The 24,032-nt window shown below is 71.5% G+C and carries 18 protein-coding genes; 2 read left to right on the forward strand and 16 right to left on the reverse strand.

The window, feature by feature from the left end; all coding sequences use genetic code 11:
* Nucleotides 1-3: 3 nt before the first annotated feature.
* From AC07EJ_RS44025 to AC07EJ_RS44070, 10 genes are all read right to left on the reverse strand, one after another.
* Complete coding sequence (locus tag AC07EJ_RS44025) at nucleotides 4-798, reverse strand: enoyl-CoA hydratase-related protein (protein ID WP_389487311.1); 795 nt, start codon at nucleotides 796-798, stop codon at nucleotides 4-6.
* On the reverse strand, nucleotides 795-1,574 hold the full coding sequence (locus AC07EJ_RS44030) for an SDR family NAD(P)-dependent oxidoreductase (RefSeq protein ID WP_478886348.1): 780 nt from the start codon (nucleotides 1,572-1,574) through the stop codon (nucleotides 795-797). Before AC07EJ_RS44030 ends, AC07EJ_RS44025 begins: the two co-directional genes overlap by 4 nt.
* The gene (locus AC07EJ_RS44035) at nucleotides 1,571-2,347 is read right to left on the reverse strand and encodes an SDR family oxidoreductase (RefSeq protein WP_389487307.1); all 777 of its coding nucleotides are present in this window, start codon (nucleotides 2,345-2,347) and stop codon (nucleotides 1,571-1,573) included. The genes AC07EJ_RS44030 and AC07EJ_RS44035 overlap by 4 nt, the downstream gene beginning before the upstream one ends.
* On the reverse strand, nucleotides 2,344-3,597 hold the full coding sequence (locus AC07EJ_RS44040) for an acyl-CoA dehydrogenase family protein (protein ID WP_389487305.1): 1,254 nt from the start codon (nucleotides 3,595-3,597) through the stop codon (nucleotides 2,344-2,346). The genes AC07EJ_RS44035 and AC07EJ_RS44040 overlap by 4 nt, the downstream gene beginning before the upstream one ends.
* Before the next feature lie 37 nt (nucleotides 3,598-3,634).
* The gene (locus AC07EJ_RS44045; protein WP_389487303.1) at nucleotides 3,635-4,609 is read right to left on the reverse strand and encodes a phosphotransferase family protein; all 975 of its coding nucleotides are present in this window, start codon (nucleotides 4,607-4,609) and stop codon (nucleotides 3,635-3,637) included.
* Complete coding sequence (locus AC07EJ_RS44050) at nucleotides 4,606-5,808, reverse strand: acyl-CoA dehydrogenase family protein (protein WP_389487397.1); 1,203 nt, start codon at nucleotides 5,806-5,808, stop codon at nucleotides 4,606-4,608. The genes AC07EJ_RS44045 and AC07EJ_RS44050 overlap by 4 nt, the downstream gene beginning before the upstream one ends.
* Nucleotides 5,809-5,840: 32 nt before the next feature.
* Nucleotides 5,841-6,986 (reverse strand): thiolase family protein, encoded by a 1,146-nt coding sequence (locus AC07EJ_RS44055; RefSeq protein ID WP_389487301.1) that lies wholly within the window; start codon nucleotides 6,984-6,986, stop codon nucleotides 5,841-5,843.
* Complete coding sequence (locus AC07EJ_RS44060; RefSeq protein ID WP_389487299.1) at nucleotides 6,983-7,354, reverse strand: Zn-ribbon domain-containing OB-fold protein; 372 nt, start codon at nucleotides 7,352-7,354, stop codon at nucleotides 6,983-6,985. The genes AC07EJ_RS44055 and AC07EJ_RS44060 overlap by 4 nt, the downstream gene beginning before the upstream one ends.
* Before the next feature lie 4 nt (nucleotides 7,355-7,358).
* Complete coding sequence (locus AC07EJ_RS44065) at nucleotides 7,359-8,147, reverse strand: enoyl-CoA hydratase/isomerase family protein (protein WP_389487297.1); 789 nt, start codon at nucleotides 8,145-8,147, stop codon at nucleotides 7,359-7,361.
* Between the two features lie 89 nt (nucleotides 8,148-8,236).
* On the reverse strand, nucleotides 8,237-9,289 hold the full coding sequence (locus tag AC07EJ_RS44070) for an alcohol dehydrogenase catalytic domain-containing protein (protein ID WP_389487295.1): 1,053 nt from the start codon (nucleotides 9,287-9,289) through the stop codon (nucleotides 8,237-8,239).
* Nucleotides 9,290-9,496: 207 nt separating this feature from the next.
* Between AC07EJ_RS44070 and icmF the strand changes: the two genes are divergently transcribed.
* Nucleotides 9,497-12,745 (forward strand): fused isobutyryl-CoA mutase/GTPase IcmF, encoded by a 3,249-nt coding sequence (gene icmF / locus AC07EJ_RS44075; RefSeq protein WP_478886349.1) that lies wholly within the window; start codon nucleotides 9,497-9,499, stop codon nucleotides 12,743-12,745.
* Between the two features lie 53 nt (nucleotides 12,746-12,798).
* Nucleotides 12,799-13,662, forward strand: coding sequence for a 3-hydroxybutyryl-CoA dehydrogenase (locus AC07EJ_RS44080; protein WP_389487291.1), 864 nt, complete (start codon nucleotides 12,799-12,801; stop codon nucleotides 13,660-13,662).
* Between the two features lie 82 nt (nucleotides 13,663-13,744).
* Here AC07EJ_RS44080 and AC07EJ_RS44085 read toward each other — a convergent pair whose 3' ends face one another.
* The 6 genes from AC07EJ_RS44085 to AC07EJ_RS44110 form a co-directional block, all read right to left on the reverse strand.
* Complete coding sequence (locus AC07EJ_RS44085) at nucleotides 13,745-15,274, reverse strand: GMC family oxidoreductase (protein WP_389487289.1); 1,530 nt, start codon at nucleotides 15,272-15,274, stop codon at nucleotides 13,745-13,747.
* 83 nt (nucleotides 15,275-15,357) lie between these two features.
* Complete coding sequence (locus AC07EJ_RS44090; protein ID WP_389487287.1) at nucleotides 15,358-17,319, reverse strand: oxidoreductase; 1,962 nt, start codon at nucleotides 17,317-17,319, stop codon at nucleotides 15,358-15,360.
* 24 nt (nucleotides 17,320-17,343) lie between these two features.
* On the reverse strand, nucleotides 17,344-18,477 hold the full coding sequence (locus tag AC07EJ_RS44095) for an acyl-CoA dehydrogenase family protein (RefSeq protein WP_393588499.1): 1,134 nt from the start codon (nucleotides 18,475-18,477) through the stop codon (nucleotides 17,344-17,346).
* Nucleotides 18,478-18,534: 57 nt separating this feature from the next.
* Nucleotides 18,535-20,091 (reverse strand): aldehyde dehydrogenase, encoded by a 1,557-nt coding sequence (locus AC07EJ_RS44100; RefSeq protein WP_389487283.1) that lies wholly within the window; start codon nucleotides 20,089-20,091, stop codon nucleotides 18,535-18,537.
* 32 nt (nucleotides 20,092-20,123) lie between these two features.
* On the reverse strand, nucleotides 20,124-21,464 hold the full coding sequence (locus AC07EJ_RS44105; RefSeq protein WP_389487281.1) for an FAD-dependent oxidoreductase: 1,341 nt from the start codon (nucleotides 21,462-21,464) through the stop codon (nucleotides 20,124-20,126).
* A gap of 57 nt (nucleotides 21,465-21,521) precedes the next feature.
* Nucleotides 21,522-24,026 (reverse strand): ATP-binding cassette domain-containing protein, encoded by a 2,505-nt coding sequence (locus AC07EJ_RS44110; protein ID WP_389487279.1) that lies wholly within the window; start codon nucleotides 24,024-24,026, stop codon nucleotides 21,522-21,524.
* Nucleotides 24,027-24,032 lie beyond the last annotated feature (6 nt).

The raw sequence follows: 24,032 nt of genomic DNA on the forward strand, positions 1-24,032 counted from the left end.
GGTTCAGCGGTTAGGGGTGACGCCGGTGAAGTCCGGCGCCCGCTTGCCGAGGAACGCGGCGACGCCTTCGCGGCCCGCGTCGGACGTGGCCGCGGCGGCGAGCGCGCGGGACTCGCGGTCGAGGTGTGGGCCGAGGTCCGAGGTCAGACCGGCGGCGACGAGCCGCCGGGTGACGCCGAAGGCTGCGGTGGGGCCGTCGCGCAGGGCCTCGGCAGTCCGCACGGCCTCGGCTGCCAGCTGGTCCGCAGCCACGACCCGGCTCACGAGTCCGAGCGAGGCGGCTTCCGCCGCCGGGAGTCGCCGGTTCGTCAGCAGCAGGTCCAGGGCGCGCTTGGGCCCGATGAGGCGGGGCAGCGTCCAGCTCACTCCGGCGTCCGGTGCGTAGCCGATACCGGTGTAGGCAGCGGTGAACGTGGCGTTGTCAGCGGCGAGGGTCACGTCGGCGCCCGCGGCCAGGCCGATGCCCGCGCCCGCGACGGCTCCCTGGACAGCGGCCACCATGGGCGCGTCGAGCGAGGCGAACACACGCAGCGCGTCGTGCAGCGCGCCGGTGACCGCGCCGAGGTGCTCCTCCAGCACCTCGCCGGAGAGCGAGGCGAATTCCCTGAGGTCGCCGCCGACGCAGAAGGACTTTCCCTCGCCGGTGAGCAATACGACCCGGACGGCGGCGCGTTCGCAGGCGTGAGCCGCGTCGAGCAGGCCGCGGGCCGTGTCCAGGTCGATGGCGTTGCCGGCCTGGGGGCGGCGCAGGGTGACGCGGGCGAGCCCGTCGTCCTGTATCTCTACGCCGACGCTCATCGCGCGGTCCATCCGCCGTCGATGGTGAGGACTTGCCCGGTGCAGTACGAGGAGGCGTCCGAGGCCAGGAACAGCAGGGCGCCGTCGAGTTCGTGGCCGTCGCCGCCGCGCCGCAGCAGGGTGTTGCGATCGACCCAGCGGCTGGAGCGCTCGTCCCCGAAGAGGTCCTCGGTCATCTCCGTACGGAACCAGCCGGGGGCGAGGGCGTTGACCCGTGTTCCGTCATGACCCCACTGGCCGGCCAACTCCCGCGTCAGACCGATGAGTCCGGCCTTGGACGCCGAGTAGCTCGCGCCGCCGAGGGGCGCGGCGGAGACCAGGCCGAGGATGGAGGAGACGTTGATGATGCTCCTGCCGCCCGTGCCTTCTCCGGCCTGCGCCTCGGCGGTGAGCCGGGCGAGGTGGAAGGGTGCGGTGAGGTTGACGCCGAGGACGTCGGCGAAGGCGTCCGGGGTCTCGTCCTGTGCGCGCGTCTCGCCGGAGGTGGCCGCATTGTTGACCAGGACGTCGATGCGGCCGGTGGTGGTCAGCACCGTGTCCACCAGCCTCGCACGGTCCGCCTCGACGGAGACGTCGCAGGCCACGGGGTGGATGCGCGCGTCGGAGTCGGCGAGTTCCTTCAGCCGGTCGATGCGGCGGGCGGCGGCGAAGACGGTGGCGCCGGCCTGTGCGAGGACGGTCGCGAACCGGGCGCCGAGTCCCGCGGAAGCTCCGGTGACGACGGCCGTCTTGCCCTCCAGGGAGAACAGTTCGGCTGCGGTCGGTGGCGCGTTCACTCGTCCACCCCGATGGGCAGCGCGGTCGCGCCGCCGTCGAGGACCAGTGTCTGGCCGGTCATCCAGGAGGAGGCGTCGGACGCGAGGAAGAGGGCCGCGTTCGCCACGTCCTCCACCGTGCCCAGGCGTCGCATTGGCAGCTTGGCGGTCAGGATGGGTTCGCGAACTTCCCATACGGCACGGGCCAGTTCGGTCTTGATGAGGCCGGGGGCGATGGCGTTGACCCGGGCCCGCGGGCCGAGTTCGTAGGCCAGCTGCCGGGTCATGTGGAGCATGGCGGCCTTGGTGGCGTTGTAGTAGCCGATGTGCGGGTCGACGATCAGGCCGCCCACGGAGGCGATGTTGACGACCGCTCCCCCGTGCTCGGCCATCCAGGCGCGCCAGGCGCAGCGGGTCCAGGCGATCATCCCGTACTGGTTGACCCGGACGGTCTTCTCCGCGCGCGGCAGGTCCAGGTCGAGCAGGTCGCCGTGGTACGGGTTGGTCGCCGCGTTGTTGACGAGGATGTCGAGCCGGCCGAAACGGGCCATGGCCTCCTCGACGCAGGCCTCGGCCTGGTCGGGTTCGCCCGCGTTGGCGACCACCGTGTGCAGGTCGCCGTCGCCCTTGACACGCAGCAACTGCTCGCGCGCCTCGGCGAGTCCGGCGGCCTTGCGGGCGGCGATCACCACGTGGGCGCCGGCCGCCCGGTAAGCGGTGGCGATGCCGAGGCCGATGCCACGGGATCCGCCGGTGATGACGGCCACCTTGCCGTCGAGGGTGTTGGCGCTCACGCTGCCCCTGCCTTTGTATCGGTCTTCGTGTCGGTCTTCTCGTTCTTGGCCCGGTACTTGGCCAGCTCCTGGCGGGCGACGGTCCGCAAGTGCACCTCGTCGGGGCCGTCGGCGATCTTCAGCGCGCGGGTGATGGAGAACAGCCGGGCCAGTACGGTGTCGTCGCTGACCCCTGCCGCGCCGTGTGTCTGGACCGCCCGGTCCACGACCTTGTGGGCGACCTCCAGGGCGGCCACCTTGATCGCGGCGACCTCCATCCGCGCGGCGGCGTTGCCGACGGTGTCCATCAGCCAGGCCGACTTGAGGACGAGAAGCCGCAGTTGTTCGATCTCGATGCGGCTGCGGGCGATCCACTCGCGCACCACGCCCCGCTCGGCCAGGGGTCCGCCGAAGGCGACCCGTTCGGTGGCGCGTTCGCACATCAACTGCAGTGCACGCTCGGCGAATCCGACGGCGCGCATCGCGTAGTGCATGCGCCCCGGGCCGAGCCGCCCCTGGGCGAGCGCGAAGCCCTCCCCCTCGCCACCGAGGATGTTCCCGACGGGTACACGCACGTCTTCGAAGAGCACCTCGCCGTGCCCGCACCGGTCGGTGTAGCCGAACATCGGCAGGTCGCGCACGACCGTGACGCCGGGGGTGTCACGCGGGATGAGCAGCATGCTCTGCTGCCGGTACGTGGGCGCTTCCGGGTCGGTCTTGCCCATCAGGATGATGAGCTTGCAGTCGGGGTCGAGGATCCCGGAGGTGTACCACTTGCGGCCGTTGACGACGTAGCTGTCGCCGTCGCGGGTGATGCGGGTACGGATGTTGCGCGCGTCGGAACTCGCGACCTCGGGCTCGGTCATGGCGAAGCAGGATCGGATCTCTGCCTCCAACAGGGGCCGCAGCCAGCGCTGTTGCTGCTCGGGCGTGCCGTACAGCGCGAGGAGTTCCATGTTGCCGGTGTCGGGCGCCGAGCAGTTGAACACCTCGGGGCCGATGATGGAGCGGCCCGCAAGGCCCATGAGCGGCGCGTATTCGAGGTTGGTGAGGCCCGCGCCCCAGTCGCCGTGCGCCATGAAGAGGTTCCACAGGCCTTCGGCCCGCGCCTTCTCCTTGAGCTCGGTCATGACCGGCGGCAGCGCGTGCGGGTCGTCCGCCTCGGCCAGCTGTCGGTCGTAGACGGGCTCCGCGGGAAAGACGTGCTGCTCCATGAATGACCGCATGCGGTCCTGGAGTTCACTCGCGCGGGGCGAGAATCCGAAATCCACGATTGCTCCTGTACGGGGGTGGGGCGGCCGGTCCGGGTCAGCCGAGGATGTCGAGCGCGGTGCGGATCATCGCGGCGATGGTGGGCGGCAGCCGTTCCTGGTCCGGGTCGTGGTGCTTGCCCTCGCGGTGCCGGCGCAGGTTGTGGCCCATGATCGCGGCCATCTTCATGCGGCCCAGGGCCCGGAACCAGTCCATGTCGGGAAGCCCGGGGCCCCCGTCGCCGTACGCGTCGAGGAGTTCGGCCTCGGCGGGCAGGCCGGGCACGGCGCGCCCCAGCTGCGGGAAGTTGTGGTGATCGGCGAAGAGCAGGAACCAGCCGAGGTCGATGCGCGGGTCGCCGACGCTCCAGATCTCCCAGTCGACGACCGCCACCGCCCGCTCGCCGACACACAGCACGTTGCCGAGCCGGAAGTCGCCGTGCAGGAGGACCGGCGGGAGGCCGTCGGGCACGTCGTCGGCGAGGCGCTTCAACAACTCCTCTCCACCTGGGCGCAGTTCTGCCGGTACGGCGTGCAGGGTGCGGCTCCAGCGCTCCAGCTCACCGGCTGCGTCAAGTGGTTCGGGCGCGTCGAGACCGGGCGTGCGGATGTCGGTGGCATGCAGCCGCCGCAGCACGGAGGCGATCTCCAGCATCCGCGCCCGCGCAAGTTCGGCGGACAGCTCCGGCTCGTCGAGTACGGGCTCGACGGCCTCGCCGGCGGCGAAGTCCATGGCGAACCAGGCGGGTCGGCTCTCGTCGACGGCGGCGACACCCGGTACTGGCACGCCAGATCCGGCGAGTGCACCCAACACCCGTGCCTGGCGCAGGACATCGTTGCGCCCGACGGGCCGCTGTCCGGGTGGCACCGCCTTGACGACGTACTTCGTGTCACCCACGGCGACGGAGTACGTCAGCCCGGAGTGGCCGCCCGGCAGCGTCCTCAACTCGCCGATGGACGCCCCCGGATGCCTGCGCGCCAGCTGGTCCCCGACCCGTACGGCCAGCTCCGCCACCTGCGTCGCCGTGCTCATCGGACCGGCTCCTTGGGCAGGCCGAGCACGCGCTCGGCGAGGATGTTGTGCTGGATCTCGTCGGTGCCGCCCGCGATGCTGTAGCCGGGCGCGCCCAGCAGGTGCTCCGTCCAGGCGTACGTGCCCCACTCCCCCGTGTCCGCCACGAGGCTCGGCCCGAGCAGCTCCGCCACGAGATCGCTGGTGCGTCGCATCGTCTCGGTCGCGTACAGCTTGCCGACCGAGGCTTCCGCGCCGGGCTCGCGGCCTGCGACGAGGGCGCCGGTGATGCGCAGGCCGATGAGGCGTTGCACGAGGGCGCGGACGTAGAGGTCGGTGGCCTGCTGCTGTTCGGCGCCGGTGAGCGGTCGGGGAAGATTCCGGGCCAGGTCAAGGGCGCGGTCGGCGTTGTCCAGGCCGAGGTTGCCGGAGTCGAGGCGCTCGGCGGCCAGCACGCTGAGCGTGACCCGCCAGCCCTCGCCGACCGGTCCGAGCCGGTCGGTGTCGGGCACGACGACGCCGTCGAGATAGACCTCGTTGAAGCTGGCTCCGCCGGTCATCTGCTGGATGGGGCGGACCGTCACGCCGGGCGCATCCATGCGGACCAGGAAGACGGTGATGCCCGCGTGTTTGCGGACGTCCGGGTCGGTGCGGCAGACCGCGACGCCCCAGGTCGCCACTCGGGCCCCGGAGGTCCACACCTTGTGGCCGTCGAGGACCCAGTGGTCGCCGTCACGCACCGCCTTCGTGCGCACCGCGGCGAGGTCGGAGCCCGCCTCGGTCTCCGAGAAGAGCTGGCAGGCGAGTTCGTCGGTACGCAGCATGGGCCGCAGCCAGCGCGCCTTCTGCTCCTCGGTGCCCCAGATGCCGATCGCGGAGGCGACGAGCTGCTGGGTCACCGGGAAGATCTCGGTGCGGTGCGGCACGTCGAATGCCGCTTCTTCGGAACGGTAGAGCTGCTCGTAGTACGCCGGCAGGTCGCGTCCCCCGTACGCCGCCTGCCAGTTGAGCGCGCCCCACCCCAGGTCGTAGCGGGTGCGTTCCCATTTCTGGGTGCGGGCGGTGTGCTCGCGCTCCTGCTCCTCGGTCCAGTTCTCGAACACGGCGACCGAGTCGGAGCCGCTGCCCCACGCGCCGTCGGCGGCGCGCGGCCTGGCGACCGTGGCAAGCCACTGCCGGGCCTCGGCGCGGAACTCCTCGGGTTCCGGGATGCCGCTCATCTCTTCCTCCACGTCGAATGTCAGCGGGGCACTCACCGGGCCAGCACCGTGCATGCGCTCACGCCCGGGGCGCCGTACACATGGGTGAAACCGACCCTGGGTGTGCCGGGGACCTGGCGTTCGCCGGCCCGGCCGCGCAGTTGCTGGACGACCTCGTAGACCTGGCGCAGTCCGGAGGCGCCGATGGGTTCGCCGTTGGCGATGCAGCCGCCGTCGGTGTTGACCGGCAGCGAGCCGCCGATCTCCGTTGCGCCGGAGGCGACCAGCCGCTCCTGCTCGCCGTCCTTGCAGAACCCGCACTCGGCCATGTGCATGACCTCGGCGCCGCTCTCCGTGTCCTGGAGCTGGCAGACGTCGACCTCGCCGGGTCCGATGCCCGCCTCCTCGAAGGCGGCGGCCGCGGCATCGCGGCTGACGCTGGTCAGTTCGCCCCCGGGGATCGACGGGCTGAACACCTCGAACGAGCCGAAGCGCCGGGTCCGCAAGGCCGCCGAGCGCAGGGTGACCGAGGGGCCGTCAAGGGTGCGGGCGACCTCGGGCGAGCAGAGCACCAGCGCGGCGGCGCCCGCTCCCGGGGAGCAGAACATGAAGCGGGTGAGTGGATCGCTGACCATGCCGGAGTCCAGGATCTCGGCGGCGGACACCGGCTTGCGGCGCCAGGCCTCGGGGGTGCGGACTCCGTTGCGGTACGCCTTCTCGGCGACCAGCGCGAGGGTCTGCGGCGTGATGCCGTGCTCGTACATGTAGCGCTGGATCTTCATGCCGAAGAACTGCGTGGTGACCATCAGCCCGTCGCTGCCGTACTCCGCGCCCAGGCCCCAGTCCTCGGGGCGCGGGTCGAAGGCGCCGCGCGGGTGCTTGTCGAAGCCGACGGCGAGGACGACGTCCGCCATGCCCGAGCGGATCGCGTTGACGGCGGAGATCAGCGCGCTGCCGCCGGTCGCGCAGCCGTTCTTGACATTCACGAACGGCAGCCCGGTCAGCCCGAGTTGGGCCACCAGGGTGTCGGCGAGGCCGGCGCTGTCACTGCCGCCGAACGCGGCCCGCACCCGGGACCACTCGATCCCGGCGTCCGCCAGCGCGGCGCCCACCGCGCTGACGGCCAGTTGCCGGCCACTCGCCTCGGACCTGCCGAACGGGGTGCGCCCGGCTCCGCAGATCAGGACGTCGGTGCTCATGCTGCCTCCTGTGCGAGCCTGGCCCGGGGGACGCCGCTGCCCGCGGTCACGGTGAGCGGCATCCCGATCCGGACGGTGTCGAGGTCGTCGACGTCGAGCACGGTGGCCACCCGGACGCCTTCGGCCAGCTCCACGTAGCCGACCGCGAACGGCGCGAACCCGCCGGGCGGCTCCTGGTACGGGGGCGACTTGGGGGCGTAGCGCTGCACCGTCCACGTCCACAGGGTGCCCGCGCCGGACAGGGCCGCCGACTCGGCCGGCCCCCCGCAGCGCGGGCACGTGTCGTCCGCGGGGTAGATCGCCACCGCGCAGCCGGAGCAACGTGCGCCCTGGAGCCCGGTGGCCGGACTCCGCGGATCCGTGGTCATGGGATCAGCGCCCCTGCCACTTCGGCTCGCGCTTCTCCAGGAACGCCGAGACACCCTCGGCGGCGTCCTCGGAGTTGAGCGCCACGCCCACGGCGAGGTGCTCCATGACCATCAGCGACTGTGTGTCGGCGTCCAGGCTGCGGTCGATGGTCATCTTGGTGAGCCACATGGTGAAGGGGCTCTTGTCGGTGAGGTTGCCGATGAAGTCCTCGACCGTCGCGTCCAGTTCGTCCGCCGGTGCCGACTTGTTGATCAGGCCGAACTCTGCGGCCTCCGTGCCCGACAGGAGCTTGCCGGTGAGCATCAGCTCCTTGGTCTTGCGGATGCCGATCATGCGGGGCACCCGGTAGATCGGGCCTGCGCCGCCGAACAGCGAACGGCGGATGTGGAAATCGCCGATCTTGGCGTCGTCCGCGGCGATCGCGAAGTCGCACGAGATCATGATCTCGAAGCCGCCGGCGGTGACGTAGCCCTCCAGGACCGCGACCGAGGGGGTCTTCATCGAGTAGAGCCGGTCGCACACCTTCGCCGACTTGACCGCGACGTCGATCGCGTTCGACTTGCCGACGAAGTCCGCCTTCAGGCTGTCCAGGTCGAACCCGGAGCAGAAAGTGCCGCCGCGGCCGCGGAACACCAGGACGCGCAGCTCGGGGTCCTCGTCGACCTCGGTGATGATCTCGTCGAGCCGGTCCAGGATCGGCACGGTCACGCAGTTCTTCTTCCAGGGGCGGTTGAGCCAGACGCGGGCGACGTGGCCGTCACGCTCGAACTGGATCTCGTCTTCCACTGCCATCTCTGATCCCTCCAAGTCCAAACTGAACTGAATTCATTCCGAGTTTGCGGAGCCGGTGATCCACTGTCAACCCCCGGATCGAAATTGGTTCAGGAGCTGGTTGACGGGATGTCGACGAGGACCTTGACGCACCGCCCGTCCCGGACGTCATGCAGCCCCGCGACGGCGTCGGCGAGCGGGATGTGGTCGAGCCAGCCGCCCGTCGGGTAGCGCCCGGCGGCCATGTGCTCGATGACTCGCTCGAAGACGCCGTCGGGATAGGCCTCGGCACCGAGCAGGGCCAGTTCGGCCAGGCGCACGACGGAGGCGTCGACGGCGACCGGGCCCGAGTACAGGGCCACCATCACGACAGGCGCCTGGGCGGCCACCGACCGGATCGCGCCATCCAGCGCCTCCGGCCGCCCCGAGCACTCGACGGCCGCGTCCACGCCGCGGCCCCGGGTGTGCCGCATCACCTCCTCGACCACATCGACCGCGGCGGGATCGAGCACGCGGGCGCCGTGCCGTTCGGCCGCGGCGCGCCGGGCCGGCGAGGGCTCCACCACGGTCACGTCGTGGACGCCGTGCGCCTTCAGCGCGAACAGCACCCCCATGCCGACCGCACCCGCACCGGCCACCAACGCGCTGCCGCCCCAAGGCACATGGGCCCGCTCGACCGCGTTCAGGCCTACCGCCATGGGCTCCACCAGAGCGCCCTGCTCCAGCGACAGGCCGTCGGGCAGCGGGACCGCCGCGTCGGCCGGCACGACCACGTACTGAGCGAGTCCGCCGCCGGGAGCGGTCACCCCGATCGCCGCCAGCGCCGTGCACAGGTGGGACAGGCCCGCCGTGCAGCGCGGGCAGACACCGCAAGTGCGGATCGGTCGGACGCAGACGCGGTCGCCGGGCGCGACCCGGTCGACCCCCGCACCGCGCTCCACGACCGTCCCGGCGAATTCGTGCCCCAAGGTCTGCGGCAGGGTGGCCCCGGTCAGCGGGTTGGGCTCGTGTGTGGCCCGCGGTGTCTCGAAGTACTCGTGCAGATCCGTGCCGCAGATCCCCGCGTGAGCCACGCGGATCTTCACCTCGCCGGGTCCCGGCTCGGGCTCGGGCATCTCCTCGATCCGCAGATCCTTGGTTCCGTACAGCCTGGCGGCCAGCATCGTTCCTCCTGGGAATCGCTCCGGTGCGACGCACTCGAGACTGTCACTGAACTGAATTGACTTCAACGGCTATACTTGACTCCTGCACCTACTTTGATTCAGGTCCAGGAGGGGCTCAGGGAGCTCCATGCAGCGGCCCTCCGCCCCGACGGGCCCCACCCGTATCCGCCCCCTGTCGACGCGGGCAGAGGGCAGTCAGGAGTGCATATGTCCGCCGGTGACGCGGCGGCGCGGTCGTACCGCGCTCAGCATCCCGTCCGCTTCGTGACCGCTTCGAGCCTCTTCGACGGCCATGACGCGTCGATCAACATCATGCGGCGCATCCTGCAGGCCCAGGGCGCGGAGGTGATCCACCTCGGGCACAACCGCTCGGTGAGCGAGGTCGTGGACGCCGCCCTGGAGGAGGACGTCCAGGGGGTGGCCGTCAGCTCCTATCAGGGCGGCCACATCGAGTATTTCGAGTACCTCGTCGAGTCGTTGCGGAAGCGCGGCGCCGGGCAGGTGCGCGTGTTCGGCGGGGGCGGTGGCGTGATCGTGCCGCAGGAGATCGAGCGTCTGTCGCGGGCGGGCGTACGGATCTTCTCGCCCGAGGACGGGCAGCGGCTCGGCCTCGTCGGCATGATCCAGGCGATGATCGAGGAGTGCGACACCGCACCTTGGGAGGAGGCGCCTGCCGAGATCAGCCGGGTGCTGGCCGGTGAGCGCCCGGCGCTCGCCCGGCTGCTGTCCGGGGCCGCGGCCGGGACGGTGCCCGCCGCGGATCTGCGGGCACTGGAGAAGGCGGCCGGGGCGCGGCCGGTGCCGGTGCTCGGCATCACCGGCACCGGCGGATCCGGCAAGTCCTCACTCACCGACGAGCTCGTCCGCAGGCTCCGCACCGACCAGGGTGACGCGCTGCGGGTGGCGGTCCTCGCCGTGGATCCCACCCGGCGCCGGGGTGGCGGCGCCCTGCTGGGCGACCGCATCCGTATGAACTCCCTCGACGGCGACCGGGTCTTCTTCCGCTCGCTGGCAACCCGGGGCAGCGGCGAACTCCCCGAAGGTCTGGGCGAGTCGATCACCGCCTGCAAGGCGGCCGGCTACGACCTGGTCGTCGTCGAGACGCCCGGCATCGGTCAGGGTGACGCGGCGATCGTTCCCTACGCGGATGTGTCGCTGTACGTCATGACGCCCGAGTTCGGCGCGGCCTCGCAGCTCGAGAAGATCGACATGCTCGACTTCGCGGACGTCGTCGCCATCAACAAGTTCGAGCGCCGGGGCGCGGCGGACGCGATGCGTGACGTCGGGCGTCAGCTCGTCCGCAACCGCGAGGCGTTCGGCTCCCGCCCCGACGAGATGCCGGTCTTCGGCACCAGTGCCGCGACCTTCAACGACGACGGCGTCACCGCGCTCTACCAGCACCTGCGCACCCTGCTCGGCGAGCGAGGCATGCCGGCCCGTCCCGGCGCGCCCGCGGTGTCGGTCCGACATTCCAGTGGCGCGGCGCAGATTGTGCCCCCGTCGCGGGCACGCTATCTGGCCGACATCGCCGAGACGGTGCGTACATACCATGCGCGCACCGGCGACCAGGCCGATGCGGTCCGCAGGGTGCAGCAACTGATGTCGGTTCGTGCCGAGTTGATCGTGGCGCAGGCGTCGTCCTCCGACGTCGACCGGTTGCTGGGCGAGGCGCGGGAGCGACTGGACAAGGACGCCCTGGGCGCGCTGGATCGGTGGCCGGAAACCGTACAGGCCTACAGCGGGGACGAGTTGGTGGTCACCGTGCGCGGCCGGGAGCTGCGCACCGGCCTGCTGCGCGAGTCGCTGTCGGGCAGCCGGATACCCCGGGTGGCGCTGCCGCGGTACACCGACCACGGGGAGCTGCTGCGGTTTCTGCGGGAGGAGAACCTGCCGGGCTCGTTCCCGTTCACGGCCGGGGTGTTCCCCTTCAAGCGGGAGGGCGAGGACCCGGCACGGATGTTCGCCGGCGAGGGCGATCCGTTCCGCACCAACCGCCGCTTCAAGCTGCTCTCCGAGGGCGGCGAGGCGACCCGCCTGTCCACGGCCTTCGACTCCGTCACGCTGTACGGCCGCGACCCCGATCCGCGCCCCGACGTCTACGGCAAGGTGGGCACCTCGGGCGTCTCGGTGGCGACGCTGGACGACATGAAGGCGCTGTACGACGGGTTCGACCTGGTCGCGCCGACCACCTCCGTCTCGATGACGATCAACGGCCCGGCGCCGACGATCCTCGCGTTCTTCCTCAACACCGCCATCGACCAGCGGCTCGACGCGTACGCCGCAGAACATGGCCACGCACCCACTCCGGAACGGGCGCTGGAGATCCGGGCCGAGGTCCTGCGCAGTGTCCGCGGCACCGTACAGGCCGACATCCTCAAGGAGGACCAGGGCCAGAACACCTGCCTGTTCTCAACGGAGTTCAGCCTGCGCATGATGGGCGACATCCAGGAGTGGTTCATCGCTCAGGACGTGCGCAACTTCTACTCGGTCTCCATCTCCGGCTACCACATCGCCGAGGCCGGGGCGAACCCGATCAGCCAGCTCGCCTTCACGCTCGCCAACGGGTTCACGTACGTCGAGTCGTACCTGGCCCGCGGCATGGACATCGACGACTTCGCGCCGAACCTGTCGTTCTTCTTTTCCAACGGCATGGACCCGGAGTACTCGGTGCTCGGCCGGGTGGCCCGCCGCATCTGGGCCGTGGCGATGCGCGACCGGTACGGGGCGAACGAGCGCAGCCAGAAGCTCAAGTACCACGTGCAGACCTCCGGCCGCTCCCTGCACGCCCAGGAGATGGACTTCAACGACATCCGCACCACGTTGCAGGCGCTCACCGCGATCTACGACAACTGCAACAGCCTGCACACCAACGCCTTCGACGAGGCCGTCACCACCCCCACCGAGGACTCGGTGCGCCGGGCACTCGCCATCCAGCTGGTCATCAACCGTGAGTGGGGCCTTGCGATAAACGAGAACCCGCTGCAGGGCTCGTACATCATCAACGAGCTCACCGACCTCCTGGAGGAGGCGGTGCTCACGGAGTTCGAGCGGATCAGCGAGCGGGGCGGGGTGCTCGGCGCGATGGAGACGGGCTACCAACGAGGCCGGATCCAGGACGAGTCGCTGCTCTACGAGGAGCGCAAGCACGACGGGACCCTGCCGATCATCGGCGTCAACACCTTTCGCAACCCCCGGGCCGAGGACGGACAGGGCGCGCCCGTCGTCGAACTGGCCCGCGCCACCGAGCAGGAGAAGCAGTCCCAGCTCGACCGCGTCCATGACTTCCAGGCCCGCCACGAGGACGCCGCCCGGAACGCGCTGGCCGGCCTCAAGCGGGCCGCGGCCGGCGGGGAGAACGTCTTCGCCGTGCTGATGGACGCCGCGCGGGTCTGCTCACTCCAGCAGATCACCGAGGCGTTCTTCGAGGTGGGCGGGGCGTACCGGCGCAACGTCTGACGCCCTTCCACATCACCGACCCTCTTCAACTCCCCCTTCAGGAAAGGACTTTCATGACTGCGATCTCCCGCCTCGGCGTCGTCGGCTGCGGCCTTATGGGCTCCGGTATCGCCGAGGTCGCCGCGCTGCGCGGCCTCGACGTGACCGTCGCCGAATCAACCCCCGAACTGGCCGCCGCCGGCCGCGCCCGCGTCACCGCGTCCCTCGACCGCGGGCTGCGACGCGGCAAGCTCACCGAGGCCGATCGCGACCAGGCGCTCGCCCGGCTCTCCTTCACGCACGACCTGGGGGACCTGTCCGACCGGCAGTTCGTGGTCGAAGCCGTCGCCGAGAACCGGGAGGTGAAACTCGAGGTCTTCCGTCAGCTGGACAAGGTGGTGGCCGACCCGCAGGCCGTGCTCGCCACGAACACCTCGTCGATCCCCGTCGTCGACCTCGCCGTCGCCACCGGCCGCGCCTCCCAGGTGGTGGGGCTGCACTTCTTCAACCCCGTGCCGGTACAGAAGCTCGTCGAGGTGATCCCCGCCCTCACCACCGGCGCCGACACCCTGGCCCGTGCCCGTGACTTCGCCGCCGAAGGGCTTGGCAAGGAGGTCGTGCAGGCGCCCGACCGGTCGGGCTTCGTGGTCAACGCCCTACTGGTGCCGTATCTGCTCGCCGCCGTCCGCATGGTCGAGTCCGGCGCGGCCCGTCCCGAGGACATCGACCGCGGGATGGAGCTGGGCTGCGCCCACCCGATGGGTCCGCTGCGACTGCTCGACCTGATCGGCCTGGACACCGCACAGGCCGTGGCCGAGTCGTTGTACGAGGAGTTCAAGGAGCCCCTGTACGCCGCTCCCCCGCTGCTGCAGCGGATGGTGGTCGCGGGGCATCTGGGCCGCAAGAGCGGCCGCGGATTCTACGCGTACGACGCCTGACGACAACACATCACCACGTGTGCACGAGCCGGCCGCTGGACAGCGGCCGGCTCGTGCACAGCGGTACCAGGTCGTCCGGCGGTCAGCCGCCCACGCGCAGGTCGTCGGCGATGCGCTCGGCCAGCATCATGGTCGTCGTGTTGGTCGGCAGCGCCGGGATGTCCGGCATGATCGAGGCGTCCACGACGTACAGGCCGTCCGTGCCGTGCACCTTGCCGTACTGGTCCACGACCGCGGTGGACGTCCCCGCGCCGCCCATCGCACACGTACCGACGGCGTGGCAGCAGGTGTTCTTGCCCTGCAGGACGGTGCGGACCAGATCGGCGTCGGTGGACACCGCGGGGCCCGGCCAGGTCTCGGCCTTGATGTATTTCCGCAGCGGGGACGACTCCATGATCTGCCGCATGTGGCGGATGCCGGACACCATGCGCCGCAGGTCGTCGGGGTGCTCGAACAGGCCGAGGCCGATCCGCGGTGCGGCGTCCGGATCGCGGGAGACGATCTCCATGCTGCCCAGGGAGTAGGGGCGGTACAGGACGAGCGGCACCAGGAGTTCCCCAGGCTCCATCGTCAGCAGGACGGCGTGCAGGTCGACGGCGCCGCCGCTGTCGGCGCCGCCCGCGGCGAAGGTGAGCACGCTCTGCAGGGGCGGGGTGAGTTCACCGACGGCCTCCTCGTCCACCTGGTAGGTGAGGTAGACCATCGGGTGGTCGCGCAGGTTACGGCCGACGCCTTCGAGGGCGCGGACCACCGGTATGGACAGCTCGTCGAGGATCCGCTGCGGGCCTACACCGGAGCGCATCAGGATCGACGGGCTGCCGATCGAGCCCGCGGCGAGCACGACCAGGTCGGCCTCCAGCCGGGTTCCGTCGGTGAGGAGCACGGCACGGGCCGTGGCGCCCTCGGTGAACTCCACGCGGTCGACGGTCCGTTCGCCGAGGACGGTGAGGTTCGCGCGGCCCCGGGCCGGGCCGAGGTAGGCGACGGCCGAGCTCTGGCGGATGCCGTTCGCGCGGTTGAGGGGAAGCGGGCCCGCGCCGAGCTGGTCGGCGCCGTTCATGTCCTGGTGCACCGGGTGGCCGGCCTGGGCGCAGGCGTCCAGGAACGCGGCCTGGACCGGGCGCAGCCCGCTGCTTTCGGTGAAGCGCTCGATGTGCACGGGGCCGCCGGTGCCGTGCAGTTCACCGCCGACCGGGTCGTCCTCCAGCTTCTTCAGGTACGGCAGGACCTGGTCCCAGGACCAGCGGTCGTTGCCGAGGCCGGTCCAGCGAGCGAGGTCGTCGGGCGTGGGGCGCAGGGCGTTGGCGCCGTTGACGGACGAGGAGCCGCCGATGACCTTGCCCCGCAGGACGGGGACGGACTCCTTGTCCACCTTGCCGAACATCGGGATGCTGTCGGCCTCGGCGACCTCGTCGGTCGACGTGTAGCCCCAGTCGTGGGTCGTGAACCCGATCCTGTCGGCGTCAAGGATCTCGGGGGCGGTCTCCTCCGGCGTGCGGTAGTCGGGACCCGCCTCGATCAGCGTGACCGAGTTGCCGGGATCCTCGCTGAGCCGGGCGGCCAGGACTCCTCCTGCGGAGCCGCCTCCGCACACCACGATGCGACGTGCCATTGCTACCTCGCTCTTCTTGGGATGGTCGGGAATCAACACGCGGGCGGGCCGCCGATGAGCGGTGCCCCGCCAGGACGTTCGGCTCAGGACATGGCCGGCAGCGGTCCGGCGGCGACCGCCTCCGCGGCCGCGCGCCCCTCGGCGACGGCGTGCGCGATGCGGCGCGGTACGACGCAGTCGCCGACGGCGCGGACACTCTGGCCGTCGGCCGGGGTGAGGTCCGGGCGGCGCGGACGCCGTTCGCCGACGGTCACCAGGAGGTCGGCGGCGAGGTCCGTCTCCTGGCCGTCCAGGACATGGCGCAGCCGCACACCGTCCGCGGTCGTCGACGTCACGCCGCTCATCGCGACGACACGGAGTGGCGCGCCGGTCAGGCGATTCATGAGCTGAGTGCGGTTCTCCGGCGACAGGCCCGTGGCGAATCCGTAGCCGGGCGTGATGAGCGTGACCTCGCGGGCGCCGGCTGCGAGGGCGCTCTCGACGGCGCTGACGCCCTGCCACCAGCCGAAGCCGTCGTCGAGGACGGCGATCCTGGGCGCCTGCGGCACGACGTCGGCGTACCGGCCGAGGAAGTCGGTGCTGGTGAGTGTCCGGAGCTCGCCCGGCATGGGGACCGTTGCCTCCTCGGCGCCCGTGGCGAGCACGATGTGGGCGTACTTCGCGAGTTCGCCGGCCGTCGGGGACGTACCCAGACGTACGCGCACGCCGAGGTCGGCGAGCCGGTCGCGCTGGAAGTCGACGAGCTTCTGCCACCCCGGGCGGTGTGCGGCGAGCGCGGCGAGGCGGGCCTGGCCGCCGACTTCTCGCGCGCTGTCGAAGACGACCACTGTGGCGCCGGTGCGGGCGAGCGCCATGGCGCACTCCATGCCGGCGGGCCCCGCGCCCAGGACGGCCGCGGACCCGCTCCGGTTGCCAGGACGCCGGGTCAGGAGCAGGGGGACGGCCGGGCGGGCGGCGGCTCCCGGCGGGCCGAGCTCGGGGTTCACCGAGCAGGACCCGGTGGGCTCGAAGGTGCGGCAGCCCTCGTTGCAGCCTGTGCAGGGGCGTATGGAGCGCTCGTCGCCGACCGTCATCTTGCGGGCGAAGTCGGGGTCGGCGATGAACGGCCGTGCCATGCCGACGAGATCGGCGCCCGCGTCCAGCGCCCGCTCGATGTCGTGCGCCGCCCGGAACCCCTGGCTGACCAGCAGTGGCAGGGCGACCGCGGCACGCAGACGGGCCACGGCGTCGAGGAGCGGCGGACGGGTGGTCGCCATGCCGGGGACGTAGGTGTTGCGGACGCCGGTCGTCACGTTGGCGTACGTGAAGGGCGATGCGGCGCTCAGCCGCGGGAGCAGCTCGACGAGGTCGTCAAGGCCGAGCCCGGAGTCCTTGCCGGGCTCCGCCGATACCCGTACGCCGATGGGGAGTTGACCGATCTCGGTGCGGATCGCATCGATCACCTGGGCGAGCAGGGCGATGCGGTCGCCGTAGTCGTCGTCGCGGGTGTTGTTGACGCCGGAGAGGAACTGGGCGAGCAGGTAGCCGTGCCCCGCGTGCAGCTCGACGCCGTGGAACCCGGCCTGCACGCTGTTCGCCGCCGAGATGCGGAACGCGTCGACGACGCCGCGTACTTCCTCGGCGCTCAGCGCGTGCGGCGCGGACGCCTCGCGGGGCGAGCGGACGGCGGCGGCGGAGACCGGAGCGTAGTAGGTGCCGGCGCCCAGGGTCTCCCGGCCGAGGTGGACGAGTTGTGCGATGGCCACCGCGCCGCCGTCGGTGATGGCCTCGGCCCGGCGGCGTACCGCGTCCGCGATCTCGGGGCGCCACGCCTCGGTCAGATAGCGCTGCGGCAGGGTCGACTCGGGGGCGACGGCGGTGCCGCCGGTGATCACCATGGCGGCGCCGCCTTGGGCGAGGCGTCGCCAGTAGGCCGCGTCGGCCTCGGTGGGGGCCCCGTCGGCGACCGCCGCGGTGGCATGGGCGGTGGCGACAAGGCGGTTGCGGAGGGGGACGGCGCCGAGCGTGAACGACGCGGCGAGGGCGAGATCGGTGGGGTGTGTCATGGGATGCGGCGTCTCCCTGCCCGCTCAGGCGGCGGATCGGAGGGCGAGCCCGACGAGTTCGGCGAGCCTGGCGCGGTTCTGGTCCGCCGTGCCGAACAGCGCTTCGCCGCTGCGGGCCCGGCGCACGTACAGGTGTGCCGGGTGCTCCCAGGTGAAGCCGATCCCGCCGTGCAGCTGGACGTACTCGGCCGTCGCCAGGCGGAAGGTCCCGGAGCAGACCGCGGCGGCGGCGCTCGCGGCCACCGGCAGCTGCGGCGAGGCCGTCGCCACGCAGACGGTCGCGTACGAGGATGCCGAGCGGGCCGCCTCAAGGGCGACCAGCACGTCGGCCAGCCGGTGCTTGACCGCCTGGAACGAGCCGATGGGGCGCCCGAACTGCCGGCGCTGCGCGACGAATTCGACGGTGGCGTCCAGCGCGTGGCCGCTGCCGCCGACCTGCTCGGCGGCGAGCGCGGCCCGCCCGGCGTCGAGGGTCGCCGTCACGTCGCCCGACTCGCCCAAGGGCGTGGCGGGTGCGCCGCGGAACTCCATCCGCGCCTGGCGGCGCGTCTCGTCCAGGACGCGGTGCGGTGTCCGCACGCAGGTGTCCGCGGTCGGCTCACAGGCGAACAGCCGTGCGCCGTCGAGGGTTTGGGCCCGCACCACGACGAGATCGGCACCGGCCCCGTCGAGCACGAAGTCGGCTGCACCGCGCAACACCCAGCCCGAAGCGCTGTGTTCGGCACAGATGCCGGGCTCGGTGTCGTCGAAGCCGGCCACGGTCGCGGTGAGCGTGCCGTCCGCGATCCTCGGCAGATGGCGCGCGCACGCCTGCCGGTCCCCACTGTTCAGCAGGGCGTGCGCGGCAAGGACCACCGTGGGCAGCAGCGGCGCGCAATACAGGGCGCGCCCCGACTCCTCCAGCGCCACGGCGAGTTCGGCGAAGGTGAACCCCGATCCGCCGTACTCCTCCGGGATGGCAAGGCCGTGCACGCCGATCTCGCCCGCGAGCCGCGCCCAGAGCGCCTCGTCGTGTCCGCGTGGGGTGGCCAGCTGCTTGCGGACGTCCTCGGGGCCGCTCGTCTCGGTGAAGAAGTCCCGTAGGACCGTGCGCAGTTCCCGCTGCTCGTCGGTCTCGGACAGCGACTGGGGGTCGATTTCGGGGTGACGGCTGTGCATGGGAACTCCATCGTGCTCGGGTGGCGGGGTGCAGTGGCGAGGGGGGTGAGGGAGCGGTCAGCCCGCCCCGGGGCCTGTTCCGCGTGGAACGTTCCTGGTGACCGACTCCGGAAGCTGTCGGCTCGGGTCGATCGAGATCGTCTTCATCACCAGGTACTCCTGTACGGCGTCCGGGCCGTGCTCGCGCCCCAGGCCCGACTTCTTGAACCCGCCGAACGGGGAGCCCAGATCGGCCGCGAACGTGTTGACGGAGAAGGTGCCGGTGCGCACGCGCCGGGCGACCTCGAACCCGTGCGCGGTGTCGGCGGTGAACACGGAACCTGCCAGCCCCAGTTCACTGTCGTTGGCGATACGCACGGCGTCGTCCTCGCCACGGTGCGGAATGAGCGAGGCGACGGGTCCGAAGATCTCCTCGCGCGACACCCTCATCCCGTTGTGCGCGTCGGTGACGAGCGTCGGCTCGTAGTACCACCCACGGCTCAGGTGCGCAGGCCGGCGGCCGCCATGGGCGATCGTCGCCCCCTCCTTGCGCGCCACGTCCACGTAGTGCTCGACCCGCTCACGCTGGCGTGAGGTGACCAGCGGGCCGACCGCCGTTTCGACGTCCATGGGGTCGCCGACCTCGAGCGAGGCGAATGCGTCGGCCAAGGCCTCCGCGTAGGCCTTGTACTGCGACTCGGGCACCAGGAGCCGTGTCTGGGCGACGCAGCTCTGGCCGGCGTTGGTGCCGACGCTGGCCCCCACCAGGACTGGAAGGACCTCCTCCAGCTTCGCGTCCTCCAGGACGATGGCCGCGGACTTGCCACCGAGTTCAAGGACGCACGGCCGGATGAGTTCTCCGCAGGCCGCCGCGATCCTGGCGCCGACCTCGACCGAGCCGGTGAAGCTGACCATGTCCACGCCGGGGTGGCGCACCAGGTACTCCGACTCCGGTGCCCGCGCGGCGACGATGTTGAGGACGCCGGGCGGCAGACCGATCTCCTCGCAGATCTCGCCGACGACGAAGAGCGCCAGGGGGTTGGGTTCGGTGACCTTGACGACGACGGTGCAGCCCGCGATCAGCGCCGGTCCGGCCTTCTGCCCGATCGCCGGAAGCGCGAAGTTGTAGGCCGGGAAGCTGGCCACCACTCCGACGGGTTCCTTGACCACGAGGCTGGACCCGGCCATGGGGATGATGCCGCCGCCCGCCGACTCGCCCCCGAGCCGCGACAGATCGCTGACGCGTACCTCGGCCGTCTGCAGGCTCCGGCCGATCTCGGCGGAGTAGTTGAGGCTCATGACGGGCGACACCGTCTGGTAGATCTGCGAGAGGAACAGCGTGCAGCCGAGCTCCTCGGTGATCAGCTCGGCGAGTTCGGTCCGTCGCCGCTCGATCCCGTCCGCGAGGCGGGAAAGATAGCGGGCTCGCTCCGCCGGGGTGAGCCGGGGCCACTCCCCTTCGTCGAACGCGTGCCGGGCCGCGGCCACTGCGGCGTCGATGTCCGCCTTCGAGGCGGCCGGGACGCTGCCGATGCGCTGCTCCGACCTCGGGGAGATCACGTCGAAGCGGTCCGTGCCGTCGGCCGCTCTCCACGACCCGTTGATGAAGAAAGCCTTGTGGTCGATGGCTGTCATGCTGCCTCCTGCGCATACACGTCTGTGTCTGGTCACGAGTGGTGGGTCGTCCCGCGGGCGGTGTCCGCGGCTGTCAGTCCGAAGACGAGGGCTGAGGCGATGCCGCCCGCGTAGGCGCGGTGCCAGAGACCTCCGGTGTCCGATCCGGCTGCCAGCAGCCCGCCGATGGGACGGCCGTCCTCGCCCAGGACGCGGGCCCGGTCGTCGATGCGCACTCCGTGGAACGGGAAAGTGATGGCCGGGACCGTCTCGATGACGTAGTACGGCGGTTCGTCCAGCGGCAGGTGGTCCAGCTCGCGGCCGGGGGCCGGGGCCTTGCCCGCCACGGCGTGCTCGTTGAACTGCCGGACGGCGGTGCGGACGGTCTCGGCGTCGTAGCCCCATTCCTCGGGCAGGAAGGCCAGTTCGTCGAGGTCCTCGGCGAGTCCGACGCGACCGCCCCGCTTGCCGGCCAGGGCGAACTTGTCGACAGCCACGGCGCCCTCGACGTAGGAGCCGACGATCCAGTCGCGGAACACCCGGGCGTCGGCGATGAGCAGGCCGCGGCCTTCGGGCTGCTCAAGGAGCGCCATCGCGGTGAGGTGATCGCCCAGCGTCTCGTCGACGAACCGTTCGCCCCGCAGATTGAGGAGCAACGCGTGCTCGCTGTAGTAGAGCGACATGTCGACGAAGTCGGCCGGGTCGGCGAAGGGGATGCCGCTGGGGATGAGGTGCCCGTAGAAGCCGGCGTCGTCGTGGCCGGTGGAGGCTCCGGCGTGCGTGGCGAGGCGGTAACCGGCACCGCGGCTATGGGGGTTGGAGCGCAGCTGCATGCGGTCGGCTGCGGGGTGCACGTGGGCGGTGCGCAGGGCGAGGTCGCCCTGGAAGCCACCGGTCGCGAGGAGGGTGTTACGGGCCCGTACCCGCCTGCGCGTGCCGTCCGCCGTCCGCAGATCAGCTCCGGTCACGACGCCGTCCTCGACCACCAGCCGTTCGGTGTCGGTCCCGAGCAGGAGTTCGCCACCGCCTTCGACGACCAGGCGCCGGCAGGTGTCGACGTAGTGGTTGGTGTCGAACTGGTGCCCGCGGCCGAAGCTGAGGATGGGCTGGGCGTCCTTCGCCTCCACGCCGAGGGTGCGGATCCATGAGATGCCGTCGTCGAAGCGGTCCACCAGGGCGCGCTTGAGCGCGCTGTCCCCGTGCGGATTGTGCTGCTCCATGACGTCGTGGCTCGGTGCGGTCCACGCGTAGCCCGCGAAGCGTGCGGACCCGCCGACATCCGCGCCGATCTCCACGAGCGCGACGGTCAGGCCGTCACGCACGGCGCGGGCACCGGCGGTCAGGCCGGCCATCCCCGCCCCGATGATCAGCAGGTCGACGCATTCTGTCTGCACGTGGCTCTCCTCCGGCCGAGGGGTGGGCTGTTGGGCAAGGTGAGGTGACGCGGTCCCTCAGGTACGGCCCGTGGCAGGCACGACGGCGTCGTCCGGCCCGTCGAAGTAGGCCCGTTCGGCGCGGGTGAGGAACACCGGGTCGCCGGGTTCGCCGCAGACGGCGATGGCGCCCTCGTGGAGCACGACCACCTCGTGGCAGGCGGACGCGGCGCGGCCGAGCGACTGCTCGAGGAGGACGACCGTCATGCCCTCGTGGGCGAGGCGGCCGATGCGGGCGTACACCTCGTCGACCATGGCCGGGGACAGGCCGAGCGCCGGTTCGTCGACGATCAGCAGGTCGGGGCGCGCCATCAGGGCTCGCGCGATGGCCAGGACCTGCTGTTCGCCGCCGGACAGTCCCCCGGCGGGTACGCCCATCCGCTCGCGCAGCCGCGGCGGCAGCCACTCGGCGGTCTCTGCGAGCCGGGCCCGCAGGTCGGCTCCCTTGATGCCCGCGGCGTACGCGGCGACCTCCAGGTTCTCGCGCAGGGAGAGCGTCTTGAACAGGGCGCGGCCCTCGGGCACCAGCGCGGTCCGCAGGCCCTCTTCGGCGGTGCGCCGGCCGCGGGTGGGCGGAAGCGAGCCGTGCAGAATCCGGCCCAGTGTGCTCTTGCCCGCGCCGTTTGCACCGACGACGCCGACCACGCTGCCCCGGCCGATGGTGAGGTCGACTCCGTGCAGGGCGGTCACGCCGCTGTAGGCGTGGTCCACCGCGTCGAGCCGCACAGCGGCGCGCTCGGTGCCGTCCCTGGGCGGCAGTTCGTCGTGGGCGCCGCCCTCGCCCAAGTAGGAGGAGCGCACCCGGGGATCGTCGAGGATCTTGCCGGGCTCACCCTCGCCGATCGGCCGGCCGAAGTCGAAGGCGACCACCCGGTGGGCGACGGCGAACAGGTCGTCGAGGACATGGTCGATGATCACGACGGCGGTGCCGCGTTCCTGCTGCCGCACGATCTGCCGGGCCAGCACGGTGCGTTCGGTGGCGTCGAGGCCGCCGAACGGCTCGTCCAGGATGAGCAGTTCGGGATCCTCGGCCAGCGCCCTGGCAAGGTCGAGGCGCTTGTGCAGACCGAACGGCAGCTCGGCCGGGTAGCGGTCGGCGACATGGGCGAGGCCGACGCGGGCCAGCAGCTCGGCGGCTCTGGCCCGGTGCCGGGCGGTGACCCGGCGATGTGTGCAGAGCACGTTCTCCAGGACCGTGAGTTCGGGGAACGTCTCGGCGTGCTGGAAGGTGCGCCCGATGCCGAACCGACGGCGGGCGGTGGCACGGGACTTGAGCAGGGGCTTGCCGCCGTACCGCGCGCTGCCCGCCACCCGCCCGCCGCCGACGAGCCCCGACAGGACGTTCAGGAGTGTCGTCTTGCCCGCGCCGTTGGGGCCGATGATCGCGAGCGTCTCGCCCGCCCGTACCGACATCGAGGCCCCTTCGAGTGCCTTGAGCCCGCCGAAGGAGACGGCCACCTCGTCCAGGCGCAGCAGTTCGGGAGCGGTGGCCGCGGGGGCGGGCACCGGCTGCGGAGGCTCTTCCGGCAGCTCTACGGTGGTCGGGCCGTGCGGGTCCGACTTGCGTACGAGGCGGCGTGCCGTCCGCCCGAGGAAGAGCACCACGCCGCCCGGCAGGAACAGCAGTGCGGCGATGAGCACGACCCCCTGAAGGATCGGCTGCGGTACCCCGGTGCTCTCCGCGGCCGTCGGAGCCCAGGTCAGGTAGGCGCCGCCGACGACCGCCCCCAGCAGGGTGCCCGGGCCGCCCAGCACACACGCGGCGATCAGCGAGATCGCCAGGGCCAGCGAGAAGGGGTCCGGGCTGACGAATCCGACGACCAGGGCCAGCAGGACGCCCGCCACCGCGGCGAACACGGCGCTGACGGCGAAGGCCAGCGCCGACTGGGCCTCCGGCGCGATGCCGATCGACCGGGCCGCCATCGGGTGGGACTTGGCGGCTACGAGCCGCATCCGCAGGGCGCTGGGCCGGGCCAGCGCGGCCACGGCGAGCGCGATCCCGGCCACTCCCACGGCGATGTACTGCGCCTGCGAACCCGCGCTGGATACCGTGCCGAGACCCAGGGCGCTGTCCAGCTTCTCCATCGGGATGCCCTGGTCACCGCCCGTCACACTGGCCCACTGTCCCATCACCTCCAGCGACACCATGGTGAACGCGAGCGTGAGCAGGGCCACGTACAGCATCGAGAACCGCGCGCCCGCGCCGCCCAGGAACGCCCCGAACACCGCGGCGCATCCGGCGGCCCCGAGAACCACGGCCTCCAGCGACCAGCCGTGCGTGCTGCCGTACGCGGCGAAGTAGGCGCCCAGGGCGAAGAACGCGGGATGGGCGATCGACCAGATGCCGGCCCACCCCGCCAGCAGGCCGACCGAGAGGACGAGGACCGTGTACACGGCGGCGAGTCCGACGGAGTACGCCTGGTAGGGCGGGATGAGCCCGGCGTTCAGTACGAGGATGAGTACGGCCGCGGCGAGCGGCCCGAGCGCCGCCTTGGCGAGGTTGGTGCGACTGAAGACAGACATGGACCG

Source organism: Streptomyces sp. NPDC045026 (assembly GCF_056432625.1).

Coding starts and splice junctions, on each gene's coding strand:
- AC07EJ_RS44025 (WP_389487311.1), bottom strand. CDS start 798: ATGAGCGTCGGCGTAGAGATACAGGACGACGGGCTCGCCCGCGTCACC.
- AC07EJ_RS44045 (WP_389487303.1), bottom strand. CDS start 4,609: ATGAGCACGGCGACGCAGGTGGCGGAGCTGGCCGTACGGGTCGGGGAC.
- AC07EJ_RS44050 (WP_389487397.1), bottom strand. CDS start 5,808: ATGAGCGGCATCCCGGAACCCGAGGAGTTCCGCGCCGAGGCCCGGCAG.
- AC07EJ_RS44055 (WP_389487301.1), bottom strand. CDS start 6,986: ATGAGCACCGACGTCCTGATCTGCGGAGCCGGGCGCACCCCGTTCGGC.
- AC07EJ_RS44060 (WP_389487299.1), bottom strand. CDS start 7,354: ATGACCACGGATCCGCGGAGTCCGGCCACCGGGCTCCAGGGCGCACGT.
- AC07EJ_RS44065 (WP_389487297.1), bottom strand. CDS start 8,147: ATGGCAGTGGAAGACGAGATCCAGTTCGAGCGTGACGGCCACGTCGCC.
- AC07EJ_RS44070 (WP_389487295.1), bottom strand. CDS start 9,289: ATGCTGGCCGCCAGGCTGTACGGAACCAAGGATCTGCGGATCGAGGAG.
- icmF (WP_478886349.1), top strand. CDS start 9,497: ATGTCCGCCGGTGACGCGGCGGCGCGGTCGTACCGCGCTCAGCATCCC.
- AC07EJ_RS44080 (WP_389487291.1), top strand. CDS start 12,799: ATGACTGCGATCTCCCGCCTCGGCGTCGTCGGCTGCGGCCTTATGGGC.
- AC07EJ_RS44085 (WP_389487289.1), bottom strand. CDS start 15,274: ATGGCACGTCGCATCGTGGTGTGCGGAGGCGGCTCCGCAGGAGGAGTC.
- AC07EJ_RS44090 (WP_389487287.1), bottom strand. CDS start 17,319: ATGACACACCCCACCGATCTCGCCCTCGCCGCGTCGTTCACGCTCGGC.
- AC07EJ_RS44095 (WP_393588499.1), bottom strand. CDS start 18,477: ATGCACAGCCGTCACCCCGAAATCGACCCCCAGTCGCTGTCCGAGACC.
- AC07EJ_RS44100 (WP_389487283.1), bottom strand. CDS start 20,091: ATGACAGCCATCGACCACAAGGCTTTCTTCATCAACGGGTCGTGGAGA.
- AC07EJ_RS44110 (WP_389487279.1), bottom strand. CDS start 24,026: ATGTCTGTCTTCAGTCGCACCAACCTCGCCAAGGCGGCGCTCGGGCCG.